At 73.4% G+C, this 19,230-nt stretch carries 21 protein-coding genes and 1 pseudogene; 13 read left to right on the plus strand and 9 right to left on the minus strand.

The window, feature by feature from the left end; genetic code table 11:
- Positions 1–204: 204 nt before the first annotated feature.
- The 6 genes from ABWI04_RS06175 to ABWI04_RS06200 all read left to right on the plus strand — a co-directional run bounded on the left by ABWI04_RS06175 (position 205) and on the right by ABWI04_RS06200 (position 5,761).
- Positions 205–1,590, plus strand: a complete 1,386-nt coding sequence (locus tag ABWI04_RS06175; protein ID WP_345182628.1) for a sensor histidine kinase — start codon at positions 205–207, stop codon at positions 1,588–1,590.
- 40 nt (positions 1,591–1,630) lie between these two features.
- A complete protein-coding gene (locus ABWI04_RS06180; protein ID WP_345182627.1) occupies positions 1,631–2,278 on the plus strand; it encodes a response regulator transcription factor in 648 nt (215 codons plus the stop codon).
- Between the two features lie 184 nt (positions 2,279–2,462).
- Positions 2,463–2,681: a 50S ribosomal protein L31 gene (gene rpmE, locus ABWI04_RS06185; protein ID WP_121434040.1), complete on the plus strand. Its 219-nt coding sequence runs from the start codon at positions 2,463–2,465 to the stop codon at positions 2,679–2,681.
- A 111-nt stretch (positions 2,682–2,792) separates the two neighbouring features.
- On the plus strand, positions 2,793–3,857 hold the full coding sequence (gene prfA, locus ABWI04_RS06190; protein WP_345182626.1) for a peptide chain release factor 1: 1,065 nt from the start codon (positions 2,793–2,795) through the stop codon (positions 3,855–3,857).
- 160 nt (positions 3,858–4,017) lie between these two features.
- Positions 4,018–4,878: a peptide chain release factor N(5)-glutamine methyltransferase gene (gene prmC / locus ABWI04_RS06195; protein ID WP_345182625.1), complete on the plus strand. Its 861-nt coding sequence runs from the start codon at positions 4,018–4,020 to the stop codon at positions 4,876–4,878.
- Between the two features lie 91 nt (positions 4,879–4,969).
- Positions 4,970–5,761: an L-threonylcarbamoyladenylate synthase gene (locus tag ABWI04_RS06200; RefSeq protein WP_353831719.1), complete on the plus strand. Its 792-nt coding sequence runs from the start codon at positions 4,970–4,972 to the stop codon at positions 5,759–5,761.
- On the opposite strand, the pseudogene ABWI04_RS06205 reads toward ABWI04_RS06200, so the two are convergent.
- The 8 genes and pseudogenes from ABWI04_RS06205 to ABWI04_RS06240 all read right to left on the minus strand — a co-directional run bounded on the left by ABWI04_RS06205 (position 5,758) and on the right by ABWI04_RS06240 (position 12,461).
- A pseudogene (locus ABWI04_RS06205) lies at positions 5,758–6,650 on the minus strand (IS5 family transposase). The gene ABWI04_RS06200 and the pseudogene ABWI04_RS06205 overlap by 4 nt on opposite strands.
- Before the next feature lie 79 nt (positions 6,651–6,729).
- Positions 6,730–7,470: a hypothetical protein gene (locus ABWI04_RS06210; RefSeq protein ID WP_353831720.1), complete on the minus strand. Its 741-nt coding sequence runs from the start codon at positions 7,468–7,470 to the stop codon at positions 6,730–6,732.
- A complete protein-coding gene (locus tag ABWI04_RS06215; protein ID WP_353831721.1) occupies positions 7,467–8,399 on the minus strand; it encodes an ABC transporter ATP-binding protein in 933 nt (310 codons plus the stop codon). The genes ABWI04_RS06210 and ABWI04_RS06215 overlap by 4 nt, the downstream gene beginning before the upstream one ends.
- Positions 8,400–8,418: 19 nt before the next feature.
- Positions 8,419–8,673, minus strand: coding sequence for a hypothetical protein (locus tag ABWI04_RS06220; protein ID WP_353831722.1), 255 nt, complete (start codon positions 8,671–8,673; stop codon positions 8,419–8,421).
- A gap of 106 nt (positions 8,674–8,779) precedes the next feature.
- Entirely contained in the window at positions 8,780–9,214 is a 435-nt protein-coding gene (locus ABWI04_RS06225) for a hypothetical protein (RefSeq protein ID WP_345182619.1), read from the minus strand.
- 214 nt (positions 9,215–9,428) lie between these two features.
- Positions 9,429–9,764, minus strand: coding sequence for a hypothetical protein (locus ABWI04_RS06230; protein WP_353831723.1), 336 nt, complete (start codon positions 9,762–9,764; stop codon positions 9,429–9,431).
- An 82-nt stretch (positions 9,765–9,846) separates the two neighbouring features.
- Positions 9,847–10,527, minus strand: coding sequence for a response regulator (locus tag ABWI04_RS06235; protein ID WP_345182617.1), 681 nt, complete (start codon positions 10,525–10,527; stop codon positions 9,847–9,849).
- Positions 10,524–12,461 (minus strand): sensor histidine kinase, encoded by a 1,938-nt coding sequence (locus ABWI04_RS06240; RefSeq protein WP_353831724.1) that lies wholly within the window; start codon positions 12,459–12,461, stop codon positions 10,524–10,526. The genes ABWI04_RS06235 and ABWI04_RS06240 overlap by 4 nt, the downstream gene beginning before the upstream one ends.
- A 194-nt stretch (positions 12,462–12,655) precedes the next feature.
- Between ABWI04_RS06240 and ABWI04_RS06245 the strand changes: the two genes are divergently transcribed.
- The 3 genes from ABWI04_RS06245 (at position 12,656) to ABWI04_RS06255 (ending at position 15,142) form a co-directional block, all read left to right on the plus strand.
- Positions 12,656–13,393: an AfsR/SARP family transcriptional regulator gene (locus ABWI04_RS06245; protein WP_345182614.1), complete on the plus strand. Its 738-nt coding sequence runs from the start codon at positions 12,656–12,658 to the stop codon at positions 13,391–13,393.
- An 88-nt stretch (positions 13,394–13,481) separates the two neighbouring features.
- Complete coding sequence (locus ABWI04_RS06250) at positions 13,482–13,982, plus strand: RNA polymerase sigma factor (RefSeq protein WP_345182613.1); 501 nt, start codon at positions 13,482–13,484, stop codon at positions 13,980–13,982.
- Positions 13,979–15,142 (plus strand): beta-propeller domain-containing protein, encoded by a 1,164-nt coding sequence (locus ABWI04_RS06255; RefSeq protein ID WP_353831725.1) that lies wholly within the window; start codon positions 13,979–13,981, stop codon positions 15,140–15,142. Before ABWI04_RS06250 ends, ABWI04_RS06255 begins: the two co-directional genes overlap by 4 nt.
- Positions 15,143–15,226: 84 nt before the next feature.
- Here the strand turns inward: ABWI04_RS06255 and ABWI04_RS06260 are convergent, their stop codons facing one another.
- Positions 15,227–15,655 carry a hypothetical protein gene (locus tag ABWI04_RS06260; protein WP_345182611.1) on the minus strand — a complete coding sequence of 143 codons (429 nt, stop codon included), beginning with the start codon at positions 15,653–15,655 and terminating at the stop codon, positions 15,227–15,229.
- Positions 15,656–15,893: 238 nt separating this feature from the next.
- On the opposite strand from ABWI04_RS06260, the gene ABWI04_RS06265 reads away from it, so the two are divergent.
- From ABWI04_RS06265 to ABWI04_RS06280, 4 genes are all read left to right on the plus strand, one after another.
- Positions 15,894–16,973, plus strand: coding sequence for a DUF2207 domain-containing protein (locus ABWI04_RS06265; RefSeq protein ID WP_353831726.1), 1,080 nt, complete (start codon positions 15,894–15,896; stop codon positions 16,971–16,973).
- Between the two features lie 87 nt (positions 16,974–17,060).
- Positions 17,061–18,227, plus strand: coding sequence for an MraY family glycosyltransferase (locus ABWI04_RS06270; RefSeq protein WP_345182608.1), 1,167 nt, complete (start codon positions 17,061–17,063; stop codon positions 18,225–18,227).
- 228 nt (positions 18,228–18,455) lie between these two features.
- Complete coding sequence (locus tag ABWI04_RS06275; protein ID WP_353831727.1) at positions 18,456–18,872, plus strand: Cg1360 family ATP-synthase-associated protein; 417 nt, start codon at positions 18,456–18,458, stop codon at positions 18,870–18,872.
- An 87-nt stretch (positions 18,873–18,959) separates the two neighbouring features.
- Complete coding sequence (locus ABWI04_RS06280; RefSeq protein ID WP_185027641.1) at positions 18,960–19,184, plus strand: AtpZ/AtpI family protein; 225 nt, start codon at positions 18,960–18,962, stop codon at positions 19,182–19,184.
- Positions 19,185–19,230 lie beyond the last annotated feature (46 nt).

Below are 19,230 nucleotides of genomic sequence, written 5' to 3' on the forward strand. Positions count from 1 at the left end.
GGCGATCGCTGAGCAGTGCCGCGCACGCCCCCGTCCGGTCCTCCGGGCGGGGGCGTCGCCGTCCGAGCCCCGCGCGAAGGGGTGGGGTTAGCCCCACCTCCGATCGGGCGGCGGACGTCATGGCGGCCCCGCGTCCCGCCCGGCACGCTTGGACACACGAGACGGAGAGGGCCGACGCAGGTCCGAGCGGCACGGAGGGACGATGTGGGCGAGTTGAGCAAGGACCCCGGCGCCGCGGGCGGCGGCGCCGTCCAGTGGGCCGCGGCGCGGTGGGCGACGGCGACGAGGGCCGGCGGGGAGTCGGCGTCCGTCATGAACCGGTCCTGGCATCCGCTCGCGATGGTGAGGTCCTCACTGACGTGGCGCTCGGCGCTGTACCTGGGCGTCAGCCTGGCCTGGGGGCTGGCCTGGTTCGTCGTCCTCGCCGTCGGGCTGACCCTGTCGGTGGCGCTGCTGATCATCTGGGTGGGCGTCCCGCTGCTGGCGCTGCTGATGGTCGCGTGGCGGTTCGGCGCGGTGGTGGAGCGGCGCTTCGTCCTGGCGGCGTTCGGCGTCCGGATCCCGGCTCCGTACCGGCGCATGCCGGCGGGCCGCAACCCGCTGACCAAGCTCAAGGGGATGGCGGGGGACCCGGGCACCTGGAAGGACCTCGTCTACTTCGCCGCGCTGTTCCCGATCACGCTGGTCGAGTTCGGCGTGTCGGCGATCGCGTGGGCCGGGACGGGCACGCTGCTGTTCCTCCCGGTGATCGTGGCGGTGTCCGGCGGGGCCGAGGTCAACTTCGGGGTCTCGTACTGGGCGGGCAACCCCGTGGAGGCGCTGCCGGTCTCGCTCCTGGGGCTGGTGCTCCTCGTCCCGGCGATGTACGTGACGCGCGTGATCGCGATGGGGCACGCGGCGTTCGCCGCGCTGATGCTGGGCCCGAGCCCGTCGCAGCGGGAGAACGCGGCGCTGCGCGAGCGGACCGAGCACCTGCGGGCCAGCCGCGCCCGCGGGGTGGACGCGGCCGAGTTCGAGCGGCGCCGCATCGAGCGCGATCTGCACGACGGGGCCCAGCAGCGGCTGCTGGCCGTGGCGATGGACATCGGCCGCGCCCGCGCCAAGCTCGACGAGGACCCCGAGGGCGCGCGGGCGCTGATCGAGCAGGCGCACGCGGGCACCCGGGAGGCGATCTCCGAGCTGCGCGACCTCGCCCGCGGGATCTACCCGGCGATCCTCACCGACCGCGGCCTGGACCCGGCGCTGTCCGGGCTGGCCGGGCGCGCCCCGGTCCCCGTCGAGGTGGAGGTCGACCTGCCCGAGCGCCCGCCCGCCGCGGTCGAGAGCATCGCCTACTTCATCGTCGCCGAGTCGCTGGCCAACATCGCCAAGTACGCCCGCGCGACCCGCGCGTCCGTCCGGGTGGCGCGCGAGGACCGCTGGGTGGTCGTCGAGGTGGTCGACAACGGGGTGGGCGGCGCGGTCGCGCGGCCGGACGGCGGCCTGGCCGGGCTGGCCGACCGGGCGGCGACGATCGACGGCATGCTGATCGTGGACAGCCCGCCCGGCGGCCCCACGATCGTCCGCGCGGATCTGCCCTGCACGTGGTGATCGCGGCGCGGGGCGGCGCGCCGGGCACGATAATGGCCGGATGCGGGTAGTGATCGCCGAGGACTCGGTGCTGTTGCGGGAAGGGCTCGTCCGGCTGCTCGCCGACGCCGGGATCGAGACGGTGGCGACGGTGGGCGACGGCCCCGGCCTCCTCGGGATCGTCGAGGAGCACGCCCCCGACCTCGCCATCGTGGACGTCCGGATGCCGCCGTCGTTCACCGACGAGGGGCTGCGCGCGGCCCTCGGCGTCCGGGAGCGCCGCCCGGGCACGCCGATCCTCGTGCTGTCGCAGTACGTGGAGGAGCGCTACGCCACGGACCTGATCGGCGGCGGCGCCCAGGGGGTCGGCTACCTGCTGAAGGAGCGGGTGTCGGACGTCGAGGAGTTCATCGACGCGGTGCGCCGCATCGCCGCGGGCGGGACGGTCATCGACCCCGAGGTGATCGGCCAGCTGCTCGGCCGGCGCCGCACCGGCGACCCGCTGGAGGCGCTGACCCCGCGCGAGCGCGAGGTGCTCGGGCTGATGGCGCAGGGGCGCTCGAACGGCGCCATCGCCGCGGACCTCGTCGTCACCGAGGGCGCCGTGGAGAAGCACATCTCCAACATCTTCATGAAGCTGGGCCTGCAGCCCGCCCAGGGCGGCCACCGGCGCGTCATGGCCGTCCTTGCCTACCTGGGGCTGCACTAGGCGGGGGCGGCGGGCCCCGCGCCTCCCGCCCCGGATCGGGAATGCCCGGTGACCTCGCGACGTTCGGGTATCTGGCACACTTGGTGTGCAACCGCTGCGGTACCGGTTCACGCCTCCCACATCTCCCATGGCTTCGCCATGCGGATCGGGGGCGCCCGGCGACCGCCTGAGGCGAGGAGAACCGATGAAGCCCGACATCCACCCGAACTACGTCGTCACGACCGTGACGTGTACGTGCGGCAACACCTTCGAGACCCGCAGCACCGCCGAGAACGGCGTGATCCACGCGGACGTGTGCTCGAACTGCCACCCGTTCTACACGGGCAAGCAGAAGATCCTCGACACCGGTGGCCGGGTCGCGCGCTTCGAGCAGCGCTTCGGCAAGAAGAAGGCCGACAAGTAGGGCGAGCCGCACGGCGGACATCAGGGGCGGCCCGGGGACCCACGGTCCCCGGGCCGTCCGAAACCGGTGCGGGGGCGGCCGTCCCCGCACCGCAACGGGCCAGGACACAGCGTGAATCTCGACGATCTGATCAGCGAATACGCGGGCATCGAGGAACGGCTCGCCGACCCGTCCGTCCATGCCGACCAGAGCCTGGCGCGCAAGCTCGGCAAGCGTTACGCGGAGCTGCGCCCGATCGTCGAGACGCACCGCGAGCTGTCCGCGACCGAGGACGACCTCGCCACGGCCCGCGAGCTCGGCGGCGAGGACGCCGCGTTCGCCGCCGAGGCCGACGACCTCGCGAAGCGCCGCACGGAGCTGGAGGAGCGGCTGCGGCGGCTGCTCGTCCCCCGCGACCCGAGCGACGGCAAGGACGTCATCCTGGAGGTCAAGGCGGGCGAGGGCGGCGAGGAGTCGGCGCTGTTCGCCGGCGACCTGCTGCGCATGTACCTCCGCTACGCCGAGCGCGTCGGCTGGAAGACCGAGATCCTCGACTCCCACCCCTCCGACCTCGGCGGGTACAAGGACGTCACGGTCGCGGTGAAGGCCAAGGGCGCCCAGGAGGAGGGGGTCTGGACGCGGCTGAAGTTCGAGGGCGGCGTCCACCGGGTGCAGCGGGTGCCCGCGACCGAGTCGCAGGGACGCATCCACACCAGCGCCGTCGGCGTCCTGGTGACGCCCGAGGCCGAGGACGTCGACGTCCAGGTCGACCCGAACGACCTGCGCATCGACGTGTACCGCTCGTCCGGGCCGGGCGGGCAGAGCGTCAACACGACCGACTCCGCGGTCCGCATCACGCACCTGCCGACCGGCGTCGTCGTCTCCTGCCAGAACGAGAAGAGCCAGCTGCAGAACAAGGAGCAGGCGCTGCGCATCCTGCGCTCCCGGCTGCTGGCGATGGCGCAGGAGGAGGCCGACGCGGCCGCCTCCGCCGAGCGCAAGAGCCAGGTCCGCACCGTGGACCGGTCCGAGCGGGTGCGCACGTACAACTACCCGGAGAACCGGATCTCCGACCACCGGGTCGGCTACAAGGCCTACAACCTCGACCAGGTGCTGGACGGCGACCTCCACAACGTCACGCAGGCGCTGGTCGACGCCGAGATGGAACGCCGCCTGGCCGAAGCCCAGAAGTCATGAGCGCAGCGAACCGGGGGGCGCGGGGGGTCGTCCCCCCTCGGAAGGCACGCATGAGCGCGGCGAACCGGGGGGCGCGGGGGGTCGTCCCCCCTCGGAAGGCACGCATGAGCGCGGCGAACCGGGGGGCGTGGGGGGTCGTCCCCCCTCGGAAGGCAGGATCATGAACCTGCTGCTCGACGAGATCGCCAGGGCGACCGCGCGGCTCGCCGACGCGGGCGCCGCCTCGCCCCGCGCCGACGCCGAGGAGCTCGCGGCGGCCGTGCACCGGGTGCGGCGCTCGGAGCTGCACGGCGTCCCCGACAGCGCGTTCGACGCCCGGTTCTGGGAGTTCGTCGCGCGGCGCGAGGCGGGGGAGCCGCTGCAGCACATCACCGGCCGCGCGTTCTTCCGGTACCTGGAGCTGAAGGTCGGGCCCGGCGTGTTCGTGCCGCGCCCGGAGACCGAGGTGATGGTCGGCTGGGCGCTGGAGACGCTGCGCGACATGGACGTGCGCGACCCCCTCGTCGTCGACCTCGGCACCGGCTCCGCCGCGATCGCGCTGTCCATCGCGCTGGAGGCGCCCCGCGCCCGCGTACACGCCGTCGAGAAGGACCCGACCGCCTTCGTCCACGCGACCCGCAACGTGGAGGAGCTGGACGAGCGGGGCCGCGTCCGCCTGCACCTGGACGACTTCGGGACCGCCCTCACCGAGCTGGACGGCACCGTCGACCTCGTCGTCAGCAACCCCCCGTACATTCCGATGAGCGAGTGGGAGTACGTCCCGCGCGACGTCCGCGACCACGATCCCGCCGACGCGCTGTGGGGCGGCGGCGACGACGGCCTGGACGCGATCCGCGTGGTGGAGCGCACCGCCCGGCGCCTCCTGCGCCCCGGCGGCTACGCGGCGGTCGAGCACAGCGATCTGCAGGGCAACGGCGTGTACTGGGTCTTCGCGGAGGAGCACGGCTGGCGCGACGTGCGCAACCGGCGCGACCTGGCGAACCGGGACCGCTTCGTCACCGCGCGCCTGGCCGCCGACTAGCCCCGCTATCCTGGTCGGTGCCATACCCGCGAGCGCTGTGCAGATGGGAAGACGGGCGACCGTGAGCCGACGTTACGACTGCTCTGAGCCGATGGAGCGCAGCCGGGGGATCGCCGAGGCCTTCTCGGCCGTCCGGCGCGGCGAGCTGATCGTCCTGCCGACCGACACCGTGTACGGGGTCGGCGTGGACGCGTTCATGCCGCCCGCCGTGACCGCCCTCCTGGACGCCAAGGGCCGGGGCCGCGAGATGCCGCCGCCGGTGCTGGTCGGCTCCGTCCGCGCCGCCACGGCGCTCGTGGACGACCTCGGCACCTACGGGCAGGACCTCATCGACGAGTTCTGGCCGGGGGCGCTGACCCTGGTCTGCCGCGCCAATCCCAACCTCATGTGGGACCTCGGCGAGACGAAGGGCACCGTCGCGATCCGGATGCCGATGCACGAGCTCGCCGTCGAACTGCTCAAGGAGACCGGGCCTCTCGCCGTCAGCAGCGCGAACCTGTCCGGCCGTCCGGCGGCCCGCACGGCCGACGAGGCCGAGAAGATGCTGGGCGACTCGGTCGCGGTCTACCTGGACGGCGGCACCTCCGGCCACGCCGACCCCTCCACGATCATCGACCTGACGGGGCCGGTGCCCCGGCTCCTGCGCGCCGGCGCCATCTCCGAGGACAAACTCCGCGCCGTGGTCGGCGTCCTGCTCACCGAAGAGGACGAGCCCGAGAAGCCCGCAGAGGCCCCCTCCATCACCGAGGCGGCCAAGCCTTCCCTCACCAAGGAAGAGCCTCCGCAGACTCCCCGAGAGCCTTCTGAGCCCCTCCAGGAAGCCCCTGCCCCGAACCCCAAGCCGTCGCTCCGCAAGGACGAGGACGACCCCGGCGCCGCCTAGGCCGTGTTTTGTGGATCGTGGTTGAGCCAGAGGATGAGGCTGGCGATGGTGACGACGGCGCGGTAGTGGGCGGCGAGCTTGTCGTAGCGGGTGGCCAGGCCGCGGAAGCGTTTGAGCTGGTTGAAGCAGCGTTCGACGACGTTGCGGCGGCGGTAGCGGTCCGGGTCGAAGCCGCAGCGGCGGTGCCCGCGCCGGGCGCGGGCGGCGAGCTGGTCGCTGCGTTCGGGAATGGTGTGCGGGATGCGCCGCTGCCGCAGATAGTCGCGGATGACGCCGGTGGAGTAGCCCTTGTCGGCGATCAGGTGCCCGGGCCGGGTGCGCGGACGGCCCGGCCCGGTCCGGCTGATCGCGATCGCTTCGACGACCTCGATCAGCCGGGTGCAGTCGTTGACGTTGCCGGCGGTCACGGTGAACGCCAGCGGCAGGCCGCGCCCGTCGCAGGCCAGGTGGATCTTGGTGGTCAGTCCGCCGCGGGACCGCCCGAGCGCCTGCCCGTCGGCTGGTGATGCCGGGTTCGTCCCCGACCGTTCCCCTTTTTGCGGGCGCCGGCGGCGTGCTGGTGGGCGCGCACGATGGTGGAGTCCACGCACACCGCCGACCAGTCCACCACCCCGATCGCGTCATCGTGGACCTGGACGTGCGCCAGCAGCCGCTCCCAGGTCCCATCCCTACTCCAGCGGCGGAACCGCTGGTAGAGCGTCTGCCAGGGCCCGTAGCGTTCGGGCACGTCCCGCCAGTCCGCGCCGGTCCGGATCTTCCACAGGATCCCGTTGATCACCTGCCGGTGGTCACGCCACCGCCCACCCGGGCCCGAAGCGACTGGCAGCAACGGCTCAATCCCCGCCCAGGCCGCATCGGTCAACTCATGTCGCCGCACCATGGCCATCATCAAGCCACAAACCAAAGATCCAGATCCGCAAAACAGGCCCTAGCGCCAGAGCCGTCCGGGGCTTCCGGCGACGGCCCGGTCAGGGGTCCCTGCGGCGACCGGCGACCATGCCGAGGGCCAGCAGCGCCGGCCCGGCGACGATCGCGTACGCCACCTGCCCGGCCGCGCCGTAGGGGACGCGCGACCCCGCGTCCGGGTCCACGAGTCCGCCGACCGCGGTGAAGGGCATCCACCCGGCCAGGGCGCCTCCCACGCGCGGCAGCATCCCGGCGGCGCTCTCTCCCACCAGCGACCACAGGAGCAGGACGCCGACGGCGGCGGCTCCGTTGCGGACGAGAGCGCCCACGGCGACTCCGGCCACGGCCGTGAAGGCCCAGAGGACGCCCGTCCCCAGGACCTGGCGCCATTCCGCCGCCGTGTCGAGGCTCGGACCGGGCCCCACCGCGCAGAGGGCCGCCACCAGCAGGCTCGCGAAGGCCAGGAAGACGGCCGCGGTCGCGCCGGCCGCCGCCAGCAGGAGGGCCTTCGCCGCGGTCAGGGGCCAGCGTCGCGGCACCGCCTGGCAGGCGAGGCGGATCGTGCCGTGCCTGTACTCGCCGGTGACGGACAGGGCCGCGAGGACGAGAAGGATCATCTCGCCGAACGACAGCCCGGCGAGGACGTCCACGACGGTGACGGCGCCTCCCTCCTCCGGGACGCGGGCCGCGAGGACCGCCGAGGCGAGCGCCAGGGCCGCGGCCGTGCCGAGGCACCACCACGTGGACCGGCTTCGGGACAACCGGACCGTCTCGGCGGCGAGCGCCCGGCGCAGCGCCGTCATCGCCGCCCTCCCGCGCAGTCGACCGGGGAGGACGCCTGGTACTCGACGGCGTCGCGGGTCATCTCCATGAAAGCGTCCTCCAGGGAGCCGTGGTCGGTGCGCAGTTCGTGCAGTTCGAGGCCGTGCGCCGCGGCGATCCCGCCCACCCGGGCGGCGGTGCCGCCGTGCACCCGGAGAGCGCCGTCGGGTCCGTGGCGGACGTCGAGGCCCGCCCGGCCGAGCAGGGCCGCGAGCCGCCGCGCCTCCGGGGTCCGGACGATCACGGCGGCGCCGGCCGCCTGCTCGACGAACGCCCGCATGGGGGCCTGCGTGATGAGCCGGCCGGCGCCGATCACGACGACGTCGTCGGCGGTCAGGGCCATTTCGGCGAGCAGGTGGCTGGAGACCAGGACGGCGCAGCCCTCGCCGGCGGCCCGCCGGAGCAGGTGCCGCATCCAGCGGATGCCCTCGGGGTCGAGGCCGTTCATCGGCTCGTCCAGCAGAAGCGCCCTGGGCCTTCCCAGGAGTGCCGCGGCGATGCCCAGGCGCTGGCGCATGCCGAGTGAGAAGCCGCCGACCCGTCTGCCCGCCACGCCGGCCAGCCCGACCGTCTCCAGGAGTTCGTCGACGCGGCCGGGCTCCGCCCCCGTCAGGCACGCCGTCCAGCGCAGATGGCTCCGGGCCGTGAGATGCGGGCGCACCCAGCCGGCGTCGAGGAGCGCGCCGACCGTTCCGGAGGGGTCCGGCAGGTCGTGGTAGCGCCGCCCGTCGATCAGCACCCGGCCCGACGCGGGCCTGGCGAGCCCGACGATCATGCGCATCGTCGTGGACTTGCCCGCGCCGTTCGGGCCGAGGAAGCCGGTCACCACCCCCGGGCGCACCGTGAAGGACAGGTGGTCGACCACCGTGCGGCGTCCGTAGCGCTTGGTCAGTTCTTCGACTCTGATCACTGTCGTGCCCTCCTCCGGGTCACCTGAGGGCGGTCGCCAGCCCGAGGGCCACCGAGGCCAGAGTGATCAGGGCCCACGACCACGACCCCGCGCCGGACCTTGTGGAGCGGACCAGCAGGACGAGCGCCGCCGGAGCGGCCACGCAGAGCAGCGCGTCGGCCGTGTACGTCGCCGGATCGCCGTCGAGCAGGGTCCGGACGAGCGACGACGCCGCCGCGGGAATGAAGGTCAACACCCATGCGGCTTCCGGCACGGGCTCGCGCGTCTTGGTCACGATGATGTCCCCAGAGATCGGTTCGGGTGATGCCGCCGCCCCGCCGGCACGGGGCCGGCTCCCGTGGAGGAGCCGGCCCCGTGCGCCCTTCGGGGCCCCGGTGCTCCTAGTAGCCGCGGAGCAGCTTGTAGAGGTCCCAGGCGTTGGTGCTCCAGCCGGCCGCCTTCAGGGCCCACCGCAGGGGCCGCGGCAGCTTGCTGTACCACTTCTTGAAGGCCTTCCAGCCCTTCTTCGCCGCCTTGATCGCCGACTTGAGCTTGCCCGCCTTCTTGAGGATCTTCAGGAGGGTGCTGAGGCCGCCCTTTCGCGCGAGGTCCTGCTGGAGCTGCTGGATCTCGCGACCGGAGAAGCCGATCTGCCGGAGCGCGGCGGTGTCGGCGGCGCTGAACCGGGACGGGGCGGGCTGCTGGACCGCCGTGACGGGCGCGGCCGTGCGGCCGGCCTCCGCCGTGGCGCCGAAGGCGGGGCCCGCCACCCCGAGGCCCAGTACCGCGGCCAGGGAGACGCCCGCCGCCTTCGCGGCGAACCGCTGCTTGTTCATGGGAGGTTTCCTCCAGATCGATCCGGCGGAACGGGTGTCCGCCGCGAGCCGCCCTGGCCCGCGGGATCAGATCAACAAGAGGGGGTCTCCGCGGCGTCTTCCCGGCTTCTCGTGCACGTCTCCCCGGCGTCTCCACCAGGTCTTCGACTTGTCCTCCTCCGAGGTGGGGGACCCGGCCTGGAAGTTCTCGCCTCTTCCTCGCGCGGGCGGGCGCTCAGGGGACGTCGCCCCTGGCGTAGGCGACGGCCCCGACGAACAGCGTCGCGACCGCGATCGTCGTCATGGTCTCGTAGGCGCGCCGCCTGACGGCCTTGACGAAGACGACGACGGTGGCGAGCGCCGCGGACGCCGCCAGCCCGATGGCCAGGACGTCCCACGGTCCGCCCTCGCCGCCGGCGCGGACGCCCTTCGCCGCCAGGATGAGCAGTGCCGGAAGTATCCATGCCGCATCGAGTCCCTCGTCCGGGTCGAGTCCCTCGTCCGGCGCGGGGACGGCCGCCTTCTCTCCGGTGGTGGCCTCGCCGTCCGGCCGGTCGTGTTCGCAGGTCATGGATCAAGGAAAGCGCGCCGCGTGCCGCCCGCGCGTCCTGCGGCGGGACGGACCGCGGTCGGCCGGGCGGTCGGCCGCCGCCTCAACCCCCGGGTGGAGGGGCGGCCCCCGGACGGACGAGGCCGGCGTCGTAGGCGAAGATCGTGGCCTGCACCCGGTCCCGCAGCCGCAGCTTGCCGAGGATCGCGTTGACGTGGGTCTTCACGGTCGCGGTGCCGATTCCCAGCGCGGCGCTGATCTCGGTGTTGCTGAGGCCGCTCGCCATCCGCACGAGGACGTCGCGTTCCCGGGGGGTGAGCGCCTTCAGACGGCCGTCGGGGACCGACGGCGGGCTGATGGCGCCGGTGACGAAGGCGTCGATGAGGCGGCGGGTCACGGCCGGGGCGAGCAGGGCCTCGCCGCCGGCGACCGTGCGGATGGCGTCCACGAGCTCCTGAGGGTCGCAGTCCTTGAGGAGGAAGCCCGAGGCCCCGGCGCGCAGCGCGCCGAAGACGTACTCGTCGCGGTGGAACGTCGTCAGCACCAGCACCCGTGCGAGCGACCCGGTGGCGGCCAGTTCCCGGGAGGCGGCCAGGCCGTCGACGCCGGGCATCCGGATGTCCATCAGCACCACGTCGGGGCGGCACCGGGGGACGGCGCGCAGCGCCTCGGCGCCGTCCCCGGCCTGCCCCACGACCTCCAGGTCCGGCTCGCCGTTGATGATCGCGGTGAAGCCCGCGCGGACGACGGCCTGGTCGTCCACCACCAGCACCCGGATGCTCATGTCCTCTCCCATGCGTCCAGTAGCGCGCGCATCTCCGTGAGGGCGGCCCGCGCGAGCTCCGCCGCGCGGGCGACGGCCTCGTGCGCGTCGCCGTCCGTACCGCCCAGGCCCGCCTCGGCGACCGTCACCAGCCTGACGGTGTGGTGCAGGACGGTCCCGTTCAGTCCCGCGGCGACGCGGTCGCGTTCGGCCTGCACGGCGTCCCCCGCCCGTGCGGAGACGGCGTCGAGCGCGGACTCCCCCCACCGGCGGCTCCTGGACGCGGTGGTGACGCCCAGCGTCCAGGCCGCGAGCGTGAGGGGCGCCGTGCACACGACGGCGGTCACCAGCCCGAACGCGAACGCGACAGGTGTCGGGCCGTCCGCCGCCACCTCATGGTCGGCGACCAGCAGGAAGCCCAGGCCGAGCCCCCAGGGGAGGGGAGCGGCGAGCGCCGCGGGCCAGGTGCGCGCCCCGTCCGGCCTGTAGCAGGCGAGCGAGTAGACGGCGACCAGTTCCGCGGCGCTTCCCAGGACCAGGAGGCCGAGCAGGTCCCGTGACCACAGTCCCCAGGCGACGGCCAGGGCGGCGTCCGCCGAGACGATCAGCGCGAGCACGGCGCGGGGCGCGTGCCGCCTCCACCACAGCGGGACGGCTCTGAGCGTGAGCGCGACGCCGAGCAGGAGGAGCTCCGCCCCGGGCCGCCCCGTGACCAGCGGGTCCGGCGGCACGAAGCCCAGGAGCGGCAGGAACGCGCAGAAGGCGACCGCCACGCCGTCGAGGATCTCCGGCCATCCCCGCCGGTGGCGCGGACCCGACGGGAGGTGCGCGGCGACCGACCAGCCGCCCGCCGCCGTGGGGCCGGCCGTGAGGACGCCGCCGAGCCCGGCCGCCCGCTCCCGCATGCCCTGGATGCCTCTGCCCCCTCCCAGCGCGGGGACGGCCGCGCGGGTTGCAGCGGCGTCGTTCTCGATCGTCAGTCTCACCGCGCGCGGCGCGTAACGGACGGAGACCCGCACCTCGGCGCCCGCCGAATAGCGCATGGCGTTGGTGAGCGACTCCTGGACTATCCGGTAGGCGGTCGTCGTCAGCTCGGCGGGGAGCCTGCGAGCCCGCCCCTCCACCCGCAGGGACACCGGGATGCCCAGCCGGTTCAGGCCCTGGCACAGGGGAGGCAGCAGTTCTTTCAGGCCGCCGTGGCCCGCCCGGGGGGCCACGACGTCCACCAGCCCGCTCAACGACCTCAGCACCTCGCGGCCGGTCTCGGCCGCGACGGCGAGGGCCTGGGCCACCAGCTCGGAGTCGGCGCGGCGGGCCGCCGCCCCCGTGTGGACGGCGACGGCGCTCAGATGGTGGCCGGCGATGTCATGGACTTCCCTGGCCAGGCGCTCGCGCTCCGCCTCGGCCGCCGCGCGGCTCTCGCTCTCGATGTCGGCCAGCCGCGCCCGCAGGCCGCTCCGCGCCACCTCGCGCTGCCGGCGGAGCTGGCCGAACGCGGCGATGCCCAGGTAGAGGACGCCGTCCAGGAACTCGTTGGAGAAGAGATCGCCCGGTCCTCGCGCGTACGGGAGGTAGACCGCGAAGGCGACGGTGTAGGCGGCCAGGCATCCGAGGACCGCGTCCCGGCGTTCCCTGTGCACCGCCACCGAGTACAGGGCGACGCCGTCGGCGAGCCCGCTGACGGCGGTGTCCGCCGTGCCCGCGGCGACGATCGCCGATGCGCTCAGCGAGATCGCGGCGGCGAGCACCGGCACGGGCGCCACGCGCCGCCACACCAGCGCCGCGGCCGCCAGGACGATCGAGCCCGCGACCAGAGGCCAGCGGGCGCCGCCGAGCGGCTCCCCGCCGCCCTCGGCCAGGAACCAGGTGCCGGAGAGCTGGACGCCCGCGACGGCGAGCGGGACGCCCACGTCGGCGGGGCGGGGCCACCGCCCGAGGCTCTCGTCCGTGCGCACACGCCGACCCTAAGGCGCGGGTCCGCCGGACGTCTCCGGCCCTGGGCGCGGCACGGCCGGGCGCTCCCGCGCCCGGGGGACGGACGGCCGGTGCACCGGACGCATGACCAGGGCTTCTGACATCCCTGTGCGGAATCTGTAGAAATTTTCGGCGGAGGAAGCAGCGAGCGGCGGGGCGCGTGCATCAACCGTGCATGCATGGTGATCAAAGTGCCGTCCCCGCGGAGGACGCCGGGCTCGGGCTCCTCTCCTTCTTCCGGTGCCGGGTGGACGGGCGGGACGTCCGGCTCGCCCCGGCGCCCCGCCGTCTGATCGTCACGGTGGCGCTGGAGCCGGGCGGGCTGGGCAGGGAGTCGCTGCAGGGGCGGCTGTGGCCGGACGCGGGCGCCGCCGAGGCGGCGAAGCGGCTGCGGCAGTCGCTGTGGCGCGTCCGGCGGGACACCGGGGCGCGGCTGCTCGCCGTGACCCCGTCCCATGTCGCGCTCGCGGACCACGTCGACGTCGACCTGCGCCGGGGCGAGCGGTTAGCGCGGCTGGTGGCCGGGGGATCGGTCACGGCCGCGGAGCCGGACGAGGTGCGGCTGCTCGGCGGCGAGCTGCTGCCCTGCTGGCCGGAAGAGGACGTGTGGGCCGCGCGGGACCGGTGGAACCTGCTGCGGCTGCTCGCGCTGGAGCGGCTCGCCGAGCACGCGCTGGCGGCCGGCGACGCGACCGGTGCGATCGACCTGGCGGAGGCGGCCGCGCGCGTGGACGGGCTGGCCGAGGCGTCCCACCGGATCAGGGCCGCCGCACACCTGGTGCGGGAGGACCAGGTGAGCGCGTGGCGGGTGTTCACCCGCTACCGGCGGCTGCTGGACGAGGAGATGGGACTCCAGCCCAGCGCCGCGTTCCGGAGGCTCCTGGAGCGGCACGGCCGGACGCTCGTGTCATGACCGGCGGCGGCGCTGGCCTCAACCGGCCGTCCGGCGGGCGGGCCGTGCGCGGGCGTCCCGCGGGCGCCCGCGGTTAAGATCGCGCCCCGTGGTCATCCCCCGCACCGGCGATCTCGTCGCGCTGTACGAGGAGCACCAGCTCCGCCTCGTGCGGATGGCGGTCCTGCTGGTCGGGGACGAGGCCACCGCCGAGGACGTGGTGCAGGACGTCTTCCTGCGCATGCAGGACAGGTCCCCCCGGCTGGACGGCGAGGGCAAGCTGCTGGCCTACGTCCGCGCTGCGGTGCTGAACGGCTGCCGCATGGTCCTGCGCCGCCGCAGGATGATGCGGCGGCACACCGAGCCCCATGAGCCGCCGGTCTGGTCGGCCGAGTCGGCGGCGATGCTCGGCGAGGACCGCCGGGCGGTCATGCGGGCCCTCCAGAGGCTGCCGCGCCGCCAGCGCGAGGCCGTGGTGCTGCGCTACTACCTCGATCTGAGCGACGACGAGGTCTCCGCGGCCATGGGCATCCGGCCCGCCACGGTGCGGTCCACGATGGCCAGGGCGCTCGCCGCGCTGGCCCGCGAACTGGGGGAGGAGGTGCGATGAGCGGGCTTGAGGACCGCCTGCGGGACGCCCTGCACGCTTCGGCCGGCAGGGTGGACGCGGACAAGCCGCGTCCCTTCCCCGAGCGCAGGCCGCGGCGGGGCGCCCCGGTGCGGCGGTGGGCCGTTCCGGTCTGCGCGGTGCTGGCCGTCCTCGCCCTGGCCGCGGGGATCGTCGGCGTCCGCAAGATGATGGAGCCCGACCGGCGCCTCCAGAAGGTCCCCACGATGCCCCGCTTCTACTTCGCCAGCTACCTGGCCGGAGGCGGGGAGCTCTCCCGCGTCGAGGTACGCGAATCCCGCACCGGCCGCCTCCTGGACACGAGATCCGCCCCCGCGGGAACGAATTTCCTGAGCATCGCCGCCACCGGCGACGGGCGGACGCTCTTCGTTCTGAAACGAGCGAGAACGAGGTGCGTGACGAGGGTCGAGAAGTTCTCGATCAACGGGTCGGGAAAGATCGTCCGGAGTACGGAGGTGGGCGGTTCGGCCGTTTCCGGGGAGCCTGCGGGGCAGGGATCCCTCGCGGTCACCCCCGACGGCCGCCGGCTGGCCTACGGCCTGGTCGACTGCGGCGACCCGCCGATCACGCGGATCGCCTCGAACGCCAGAATCGCGATAGTGAATTCGGCGACCGGAGACCGGCATGAATGGCGGGAATCGCGGGTGGCGCTGGCCGACCGGCTTTCCTGGGACGGATCCGGGGACCGGCTGTTCTTCGTGCGCTCCTGGTACAGGGGGCCGGAAAAGACCATGCAGGAAATCCGTTTCCTGCCGCTGGGAGGGGACGGCGCCCCGCCGTCCACGGCCCGCCCCGTCCGCGCCGTGACCTCGCCGCGGATATTCGAGGGAGTCGCGGCCGCTCCGGACGGTCGGCGCGTCTTCGTGATCGAGGGCGCGGCGGGGTCGGTTTCCGCCGGCGGGGGCGACGCCCCGGAGGTGACTGCCGACGCCGGGTTCGAGGTTCTGGAGGTGTCGGCGGGCGACGGCCGCGTCCTGCGGTCGACCCGGCGCCGGAGCGCTTCGTTCGCGGGCGACCCCGCCATGAAGGGCGACGCCACCGGAAGGTTCCTGGTGACCGGCTACGGGCTGGTCGATCTCGGAAAGCCGGACGGGATCTCGCGGATCAAGGTGGGCGGGGACTTCTACGACCTGGACTGGTGAGCCGGGCCGACGGGGGCCGGGAAAGCGCGAAGGCCCCGCCGGGCCGGGCGGGGCCTGTGTCGTCAGGCGGAAGGGGGGAGGGGATCAGAAGATCTTCTTGCCCTTGCCGTAGTAGTACTTGCCGGTCTTCTTGTTCCGGCCGCACTCCTGCACCCACATGTGGCTGCCGTAGGACGACTTCACGCTGATCTTGACGGTGGCCTTGCCGTCGAAGTTGTACTTGGTGCCGTCGGGCGCCACGCCGATGATCTTGAAGCGCGACCAGTACACCTTGGAGCCCTCGGTGAACTTGAAGCGGACGCAGGAGGTCCAGCCGTTCTTCTTGTCGTCGGCGAGGTAGCCCGTGACGGCGGTGCTGCCGCCGCTGCGGGTGTAGGAGCCCCATGCGGCCACGTGGCTGTAGGAGTTGTAGGGCTTCCAGCTGCCGGTGGCGGCTTCGGCGGGGGCTCCGACGGCGGCCATGCCGGCCATCAGCGTGCCGGCGGTCAGGGCGACTGCAGCGATTCGCCGCATAGGTCCCTCCGTGTTCGGATTGGGGGGGTTAGCGAGCGATAACCTAGCAGCCCCTTACCAGCGGTTTTCTGTAGGGATGTCCATCTGACCGGGGCAGGACGGATCCGGCCGTCCGGCGAACCGATCCGGCGCCGGAGGCGTCCAAGACGCCCCCGAGCGTCCGCGCGAGGGGCAAAGGGCTTACCGGTCGGCCGCATCGACCGCGTTACGCCGCCACGATCATGGCAACGGTGGAAACATGCCCGACGTGCGTGGCCGTGTCCGGCGCTCCGCGACCATCGCGGGGGTGCTGCTGCTGTTCCTCGTGCTCGGCCTGCCCGCCTGCGCCGGCCGGCCGGCCGGCGCCGAGCCCGCGCCCGGGTCCTCGGGCGTCGCGCCGCCCCCCGAGCCGGCCTACCGCGGCGAGAGCATCCCGGCCTACGACGTCGTCATCACCATCGGCACCGACGGCGTGCTGTACGTCCGGGAGACGATCACCTACGACTTCGACCAGGCGGGGGAGCACGGGATCGTCCGGCACGTGCCGTTCCGCCGCGGCGACCGCCTCTACGAGGTCCGCAACGTCAGCAGCAGCTCCTCCACCGGCGCCCCGGCCCGCGTCCGCACGACCCGGTTCCTGCGCGACGTGCGGATCAGCGTCGGCGACCGGCACCGCGAGGTCCGCGGCCGCCAGGCCTACGTGATCGAGTACGAGGTGCGCCGCGCGTTCACCCCCCGCGCCGACCACGACGACCTGCTGTGGGACGCCATCGGGACGAGCTGGGACGTCCCCATCGGGAACGCGGCGGTCCGGGTGCAGGCGCCGGTGCCGCTGCGGCACGCGACCTGCCGGGCGGGCGCGCCCGGGGCGACGACCCGGTGCCTGCGCGACCGCGACGGCCCGTACGCGATCGACTTCGTCCAGAACGCGCTCGCCCCGCACGAGGGGATGCGGATCCGGGTCCGGCTGCCCAAGCGCGCGATCGCCGTCCCGCCGCCCCGGTACGTCCCGCCGCGATGGACGGGCCACTGGACGGGCACCGCCGTGCTGGCCCTCGCGCTCGCCGCCGTGCCCCTGCTCGCGCGCCGTCCGGCGCCGCGGCGGGGGACCGGCGCCGGCCTGGCGGCCGCCGGGGCGCTGCTCGTCGTCGCCGACGCGGGGGACGACGTCGCGGCGAGCGGCCCGTGGGCGTTCTCGCTGGGCGACCGGTGCCTCGCCGGCCTCGCGCTCGTGATCGTCGGAGTCGGGATCATGTGCGTTCAGCGGACCGGTAGTGCCCGATTTGCGGCGGAAGACCGTCCGGGAGGACTACAGTTGGTCGGTCGCGACGTGAACTGATCGTTCCGGCGGGTCGTCTACCTAGGTGAACTCAGCCCCGGACGGGGCACGTAGGCATCGTTGATCGGCGAAGGGAGGCGCAGGGGAGTGCGGGAGTACCTGCTCACGATCCTGGTCGCCGCTCTCGTCGCCTACCTGCTGACCCCGTCGGTGCGCAGGTTCGCCGTGTGGTTCGGGGCGCAGGCCGTCCCGCGCGACCGCGACGTGCACGTGATCCCGACGCCCCGGCTGGGCGGCCTCGCGATGTTCGGCGGGATGGTGGCGGCGCTGGTGGTCTCCACCGGCCTGCCCGAGATGCGCAAGGTCCTCGGCGACGGCGGGATCAGCGTCAGCAAGGCGCTCCTGCTGTCGGGCGGGCTGATCGTGCTGATCGGCATCGCCGACGACCGCTGGGAGGTGGACGCGCTCACCAAGTTCGCCGGGCAGGTCGCGGCCGCCGGGATCTTCATCATGCAGGGCATCCAGGTCTACGTGATCCCGCTGCCCACCGGCGACTCGCTGTCCCTGCCGCCCGCCTACGGGGTCCCGCTCACCGTCCTGCTCGTCGTCGCCACGATCAACGCGGTCAACTTCATCGACGGGCTGGACGGCCTCGCCGCCGGCGTCGTCGGGATCGCCGCGCTGGCGCTGTTCTCCTACGCCTACCTGCTGTCGAAGGCGCACGGCCTCACCACGCTGTCCGCCGCGACCCTCACCGCCGCGGTCCTGTTCGGCATGTGCGCGGGCTTCCTGCCGCACAACTTCAGCCCGGCCAAGATCTTCATGGGCGACACCGGCTCGATGCTGATCGGGCTCCTGCTCAGCGCCTCCACGATCATGCTGACCGGGCAGTTCGACGCGGCCGTCCTCGCCAACGGGCTCTTCCCGTTCTTCGTCCCGGTGCTGCTCATCCCGGCGGTGGCGGCGGTCCCGTTCATGGACATGCTGCTCGCGGTGTGGCGGCGCACCAACCAGGGCCGCTCCCCGTTCGCCCCGGACAAGCAGCACCTGCACCACCGGCTGCTGGAGCTCGGCCACTCCACCCGCCGCGCCGTGCTGATCATGTATTTCTGGGTCGGGCTGCTGGCCTCCGGGCTGGTCGGCCTCGCGCTGTTCGACGCCGCCTGGATCACCCTCGGTGTCACCCTGCTGGTGGCGGTCGCGGGCGTGCTGCTGATGCTCCGCATCCCCGGTCGCCGCAGGTCCGCCCGGGGGAAGGCCGCGGACGCCGGCACCGGCGACCAGCCCGCCGAGCGCCCCTCGATGCCCGTCTGACCTGCGCCGGGACGCCTTCGGGCGGGAGCGGCGCCGACCGCTCCGCGGGCCCCGAACGGGCGTGGGCACCGGGCGGGCTCGGCTACAGTCCCTCGTGCGGGTGTCGCGCGCGGTAGCGCCGCGCACGCCGGATCGCATTACCTCTAGGGTAATTGTGGACATTCCGGACGCTTGTGATACCTTTCACGAACAAGAGACGACCACTGAACGTGACCAGCCGGAGCCCTCATGCATACCTCCGACGCCCGGATGCTCCGCGGCGCCGCGATCCCGACGTCGGTCGTCGGGGTGGGTGCCGTAGTGATCGGCCTGCTGACCGCGGGCGCCAAGGGCGCCCTCGCGGCGGCGCTGGCCTCCGTCGTGGTGATCGCCTTCTTCTCGGTGAGCGCGCTGGTGGTCTCCTGGGCCTCCCGCCTCTCGGCCCAGACGATGATGCTGGCCGCCCTCGCCAGCTACGCGGTGAAGATCCTCGCGGTGATGGTGCTGGTCACGGCCATCGACGGCGTGTCGATCTTCAACACCCAGGTCTTCGGCTGGACGGTCATCGGGCTCGCGCTGCTGTGGATCGGAGCCGAGTTCCGCGTCGTCCTGCAGCGGAGGCCCTACATTGACGACCCCGAGAACGTGCTGGACCGGAGTCCGTGATGAAGCGCTCGCGGACGGTACCGGCCACCATGACGGACTACTCCAATATGACCACCGCAGGCATGGCCTGCTATCGTCCGGAGCGCGATGAGCGAGCAGAAACGCCGGCCGGAAGACGGCCAGCGGGAATTCGCCGACGCCGCCTGGTCCGTGCCCAGCTACCTCCTTTCCGGGATGCTCATCTGGGGCGGTCTCGGGTGGCTGCTGTCCAAATGGACGCACCAGACCTGGCTGGTCCCGATCGGCCTGGTCATCGGCGTCGTGCTCGCCGTCTACCTGGTCTACGTGAAGTTCGGTCGCCACTCCTCCTGAGCGGCCCCGCCGCCGAGGAAGCCTTCGTGAAACATCACCACATTGA

Origin of the sequence: Actinomadura sp. NPDC000929, from assembly GCF_040492065.1 — a bacterium.
Taxonomy (GTDB): domain Bacteria; phylum Actinomycetota; class Actinomycetes; order Streptosporangiales; family Streptosporangiaceae; genus Spirillospora; species Spirillospora verrucosospora.